This window comes from Corallococcus praedator (genome assembly GCF_003612125.1).
GTDB lineage: Bacteria > Myxococcota > Myxococcia > Myxococcales > Myxococcaceae > Corallococcus > Corallococcus praedator.
The window spans coordinates 1-4059 of the sequence record NZ_RAWI01000594.1; the positions used below are offsets into that span (position 1 = coordinate 1).

The following is a 4059-nucleotide window of genomic DNA, read 5'->3' on the forward strand; positions in this document are numbered from 1 at the left end:
GGAGGCGTCCTTCCCGGAAGGGGCTTCCGCCTACGGGGAAGTGATTCTCAGTTGGGACGCGGTGCGGCTGAGTGGCATGCGCCAGCGACACCTCTTCCTCTCCCTGGGAGTGGAGGCCTTCTCCTGGGGCCGGGTGGACGTGGACGGGCGGGTGGAGGCGCAGCTCTTCCACCGCAACCTCACGGTGGGCGTCGGCGGACTGGCGACGGCCATGGGACAGCCGGGAACGCGCTACCTCGTCTCGGGGGAGGCTCGGTGGCGCTTCCTGGGAGGCAACCTCTACACGCTGGGGCAGGGCGGCACGCTGCTGTTTCCCACGCCGGAGGGGACGCTGCGGCCGGGAGCCTTCGCGGCCGTGGGGCTGGGGGTGGACAATGCGCGCTGAGCGACTGCCGTGCGGCGTAGTGGGCCTGGTGCTGGCCCTGGCCCTCCTGACGTCGGGCTGTGCCTCGCTGCCCTCACGGGCGGGCCCTGGAGGCACCCTTGCTGCCGTCTCGGGCGCGACACCCCTTGCGGCCTTGGGGCGCGGTGCTGTCGCGAGTCTCCCCGAGGATGATGCGCCCGAGGACTTCAACGCGGAGTCCGCGGACGGATCGCTTCTGCACCGCCGCCGGGCCACGCCCTCTCCCCCGAATCCCGGCGGAGGAGAAACGGCGCCCCTGCGAGTGGTGGGGGCCCTGGCAGGTGTGTGCGGGGACGTCCCCGCGGGCTGGCCGCACCTGGACTCGGAGGACGAGGTGCTGGCGCCCTTCCTGGCGTGCACCACGCCCGCGGCCTTCCTGGCCTTGCAGCGCCAGGTGGACATGCCCCGGCTGGTGGAGGCCCTCTCGGACTGGAACGCCGTTCGGCTGGGCGCCTTGGGCCCCCTGGAGGCCGAGGCTGCCCGCGTCCTCCTCAAGAAGCGCGCGGCCTTCCTCTCCACCGCCGTGGAGAAGCACGGCCTGGCCAAGGCGGAAGTCCTCGCCCTCTTCGTCCTGCACACCTCGCACGACGACGAGGTGCGGCAGCTCTTGCGCCTGCTGGCCGAGGACAAGCTGCTGAAGCGCGCCTTGGGGGCCATGGAGGTGGTGCGCGAGGAGCTGAGGCAGCGAAGCATGGCCCTCGCTGACTTCCCAGAGCGGAGCTTCCGCGGCGGCGACATCGCGCGCGGGCTGGGGCGGGCCGCGGACGACGTCGCGGCCTCCATTCCCCTCGTCGGCGGAAGCCGGAGCGTGGATGCGTCCACGCTGCCCGCGCAGCTCCCACCGCCCTACCAGGCTGCGTACGAGGAGGTGGAGAACGCCCAATTCCTGGGGGCCTTCGCGCCGGGCAACGTGGCCCTGGCGTCCTTCGACCACCTCACCTTCGGTGTGCCGCTGGGCTTCTACCACCTGGCGGCGGGGACGGCGCGGGGTGGGGCCTCCCTCGCCAAGGGGGAGTACGAGGAGGCCACGCGGCAGTTGGCGCCCGCGGCCCTCATGGTGGGGCTGTATGCGGGAGGGAAGGGAGCGCGCGCGCTTCGTGAAGCTGGCGTCTCCCGCCTGGAGCGCGCTCGCCTCCAAGCGGTGGTGTCCCGCGTGGAGTCGCTGAAGGCGGTGCTGGAGAGGTTGGAGGCGCGAGTCGGGGAGAGCGTCGTGGGGGAGTTGGCGCGCTATCTCCAGCAGGACCGGGACGCAGCCATTCTGGTGGCGGAGTGGGGCGAGGCGGGCGCGCTGGCGTTGTACGAGGCGCGAGGCAACGTCGCGCAGGCACAGGCCACATTGGCCGTACGGTACCGAGAGCCCCCGAGTGCTGCGTCCGCCGGCGGGGGCTCCGGGAGAAGGGGCGGTACTCGGCCCTCCGTGCCTCCCGAGGCGGCAGGGCTCCCGGCTGAGGTAGCGGAGGCGAAGTTCAAGCAGTTGGAGGCGGAGTTTCCCGGGGAGCGCCTGTCGATGGACGTGGTGGAGCTGACGAGGCACCGCCAGGACCTGCAGAAGGCGGCTCCCGCCGAGGTCAAGGTGGAGCCACTCTGGGACGACTACGTGGCGTACCTGGAGACGAGGGCCGCGGAAATCAAGCAGGGGATTGCGGAGAAGGGCCCCCTGAAGTGGGCGGGCTACCGGCTCGTGCGCGACAGGTACGCCCGGGGCTTGGCCTTCGAGAGGAGGATGGTCGCTCTCCTGGATGCGGACGCGGTCCTGCCCCGGGCGCAGCGGCGGTGGCTCAGGGACTTCGACCAGCCGCGCATCGAGACGCACGTGGGGGTGGCGAAGGCGGACCTTCGCTTCGCGGACGTGCTTGTTATCGAAGATGGGCCCGCTGTTGGCGCGACACCACGCGTAGAGACGTTCAGCCTCAAGAGTCGTGATCTTTCGCAACTCGGAGCCGAGGCCCTCACGACTCAAATGATCGAGGACGCGAGCGCTGCCTTAAGGTATTACGGGGAGACCCTGAACATCCGCCGCCCCGGAATCGAACAGACGGCACAGATCCAAAGAGTCCGCCTTATATATGAGGGTGGAAAGCTCAAACCTGCGGATCCGAAAGCATCGCGAGCGGCCGTGCGAGATGCTCAGAACGAAGTAGAGGGAGTGGAGGTGTCGATCCAATGAATGGAGCTGAGAAACGCGGACCTGACACCGACGACCGTCTTCGCCTCTCCTTAGAGGCTACCTTCGATCAGGCCGTAGACCTGAATCAGGCGTTGGAGCCCTTTTTCAGGGCGCTTGAGTCTCACGCGGGCGCGTGGATGCCGGAAGTTGTTGAAGGCAAGTGGCAGTACACATACTCCCGCGTTTCCGTCCTGAAGGCGCTGGACGAGAAGCGCGGAAAGAAAAGCATGTCCGTTGGCCTCTCTCGTGCGACGTGGCCCTTGTTGGATATGTCTCTTAGGCTTTCGTTGCCGCCCTCAGCCCCCAGATTGTATGTCTGGGTCTCTGTTCAGCCACTATCGCTTTTCAGGGAGACAGCGCGTTGCAGCGAGTTTGTGGGCATGGTCCGCGCCTGGGCTTCTCATTACCCTGTTGCTGGCGCCACAGCTAATAGTCTAGCTGAGGATCAGCTGGCGGAGGGCTCAAGCCTTGACAGCGCTGTGGACCCTTCAGAGGAGAATGGGGGCGACAGGATTCAAGAAGTGTCCTGGCTGAACGTCTTCGGCCCCAAGCTCGTAGAGAGTGTAGGCCGAGAGCGGATGCTCTCGACGCCAGCGCATCTCGTGGAGGAGCTTCCCAACGGCTCTGTCCTCCTAGTGCTATGGCCCACTGCCACCGAGTTCGCCAGCGATGAGGCGCGCGTGGCGCAGGCCCGTGCCCATGTCCACCTGCGGCCGGACCTCGACTTCGACACGGTGCTACGCACGCTGAGAGAGCGCAGCGCCGCGCTCGTACCCGCCGAGCCGCGCTTCCATCCTGACGTGGCGCCGCTCCTGTCGCGGCTGCCGGACGAGTTCGCCATCAGCGAGCGGCAACGGAAGATCGCCGAGCTCAACGCCTTCCGGCCTCCTGTGCCGGAAGAGTGGCTGCCGGTCGCCCTTCCATCGGACGTGGCTAATCCGGAGCGCGTCCTCGAATCCTACGGAGACCTATCCGAAGGTCTAGTGGCTGCACTACACACCAAGGTGCCTTCCATCATGGACGAGACGGCCGAGTCACTCACGGACTTGGACTTCTACTTCTGGAGGGAAGATTTCCCCGAGAGGTACGAGCGGCAGCTCATTGATGGGCACACCACACCGGCGCTTGGAGCCTATCTGGGGGACGTGCTGGTGCGGCGGTTGGGAGGGAAGTGGGTTCCGCGGCAGAAGATGGAAGAGTCCCAGGTGAGGGTGGGCAAGCGCGTTTGGCTGCCTTTCCTCCGCGCCCGCCGGTACATGCAGTCCTGCCAGTCGCTACTGGAGTACTCGCTCACACAGTTCTTCCGTGAAGTGGAGCGGTACCGGCCCTGACGGCGGCGGCTGGGCTTGGCAGGGCGCCGAGTGAAGTTGCCCCGGTTTCGTGGAGTCCCACCCGCTGTGCGAAAAGGGTCCCACGATGCCGAAGTCACGCCCCCCATACCCTCCGGAGTTCCGTGAGCGGGTCGTCGAGCTGATGAAGGCCGGCCGGT

Annotated in this window: 2 protein-coding genes and 1 pseudogene; all 3 read left to right on the plus strand. The window is 67.5% G+C overall.

Annotated elements, in window-relative coordinates; genetic code table 11:
* Nucleotides 1–385, plus strand: a pseudogene (locus tag D7Y13_RS39360) (hypothetical protein); the annotation flags it as partial.
* Nucleotides 375–2570, plus strand: a complete 2196-nt coding sequence (locus D7Y13_RS39365) for a hypothetical protein (RefSeq protein WP_120586109.1) — start codon at nt 375–377, stop codon at nt 2568–2570. The pseudogene D7Y13_RS39360 and the gene D7Y13_RS39365, both read left to right, overlap by 11 nt.
* Complete coding sequence (locus tag D7Y13_RS39370) at nt 2567–3901, plus strand: hypothetical protein (protein WP_120586110.1); 1335 nt, start codon at nt 2567–2569, stop codon at nt 3899–3901. Before D7Y13_RS39365 ends, D7Y13_RS39370 begins: the two co-directional genes overlap by 4 nt.
* The last annotated feature ends 158 nt before the right edge of the window (nt 3902–4059 follow it).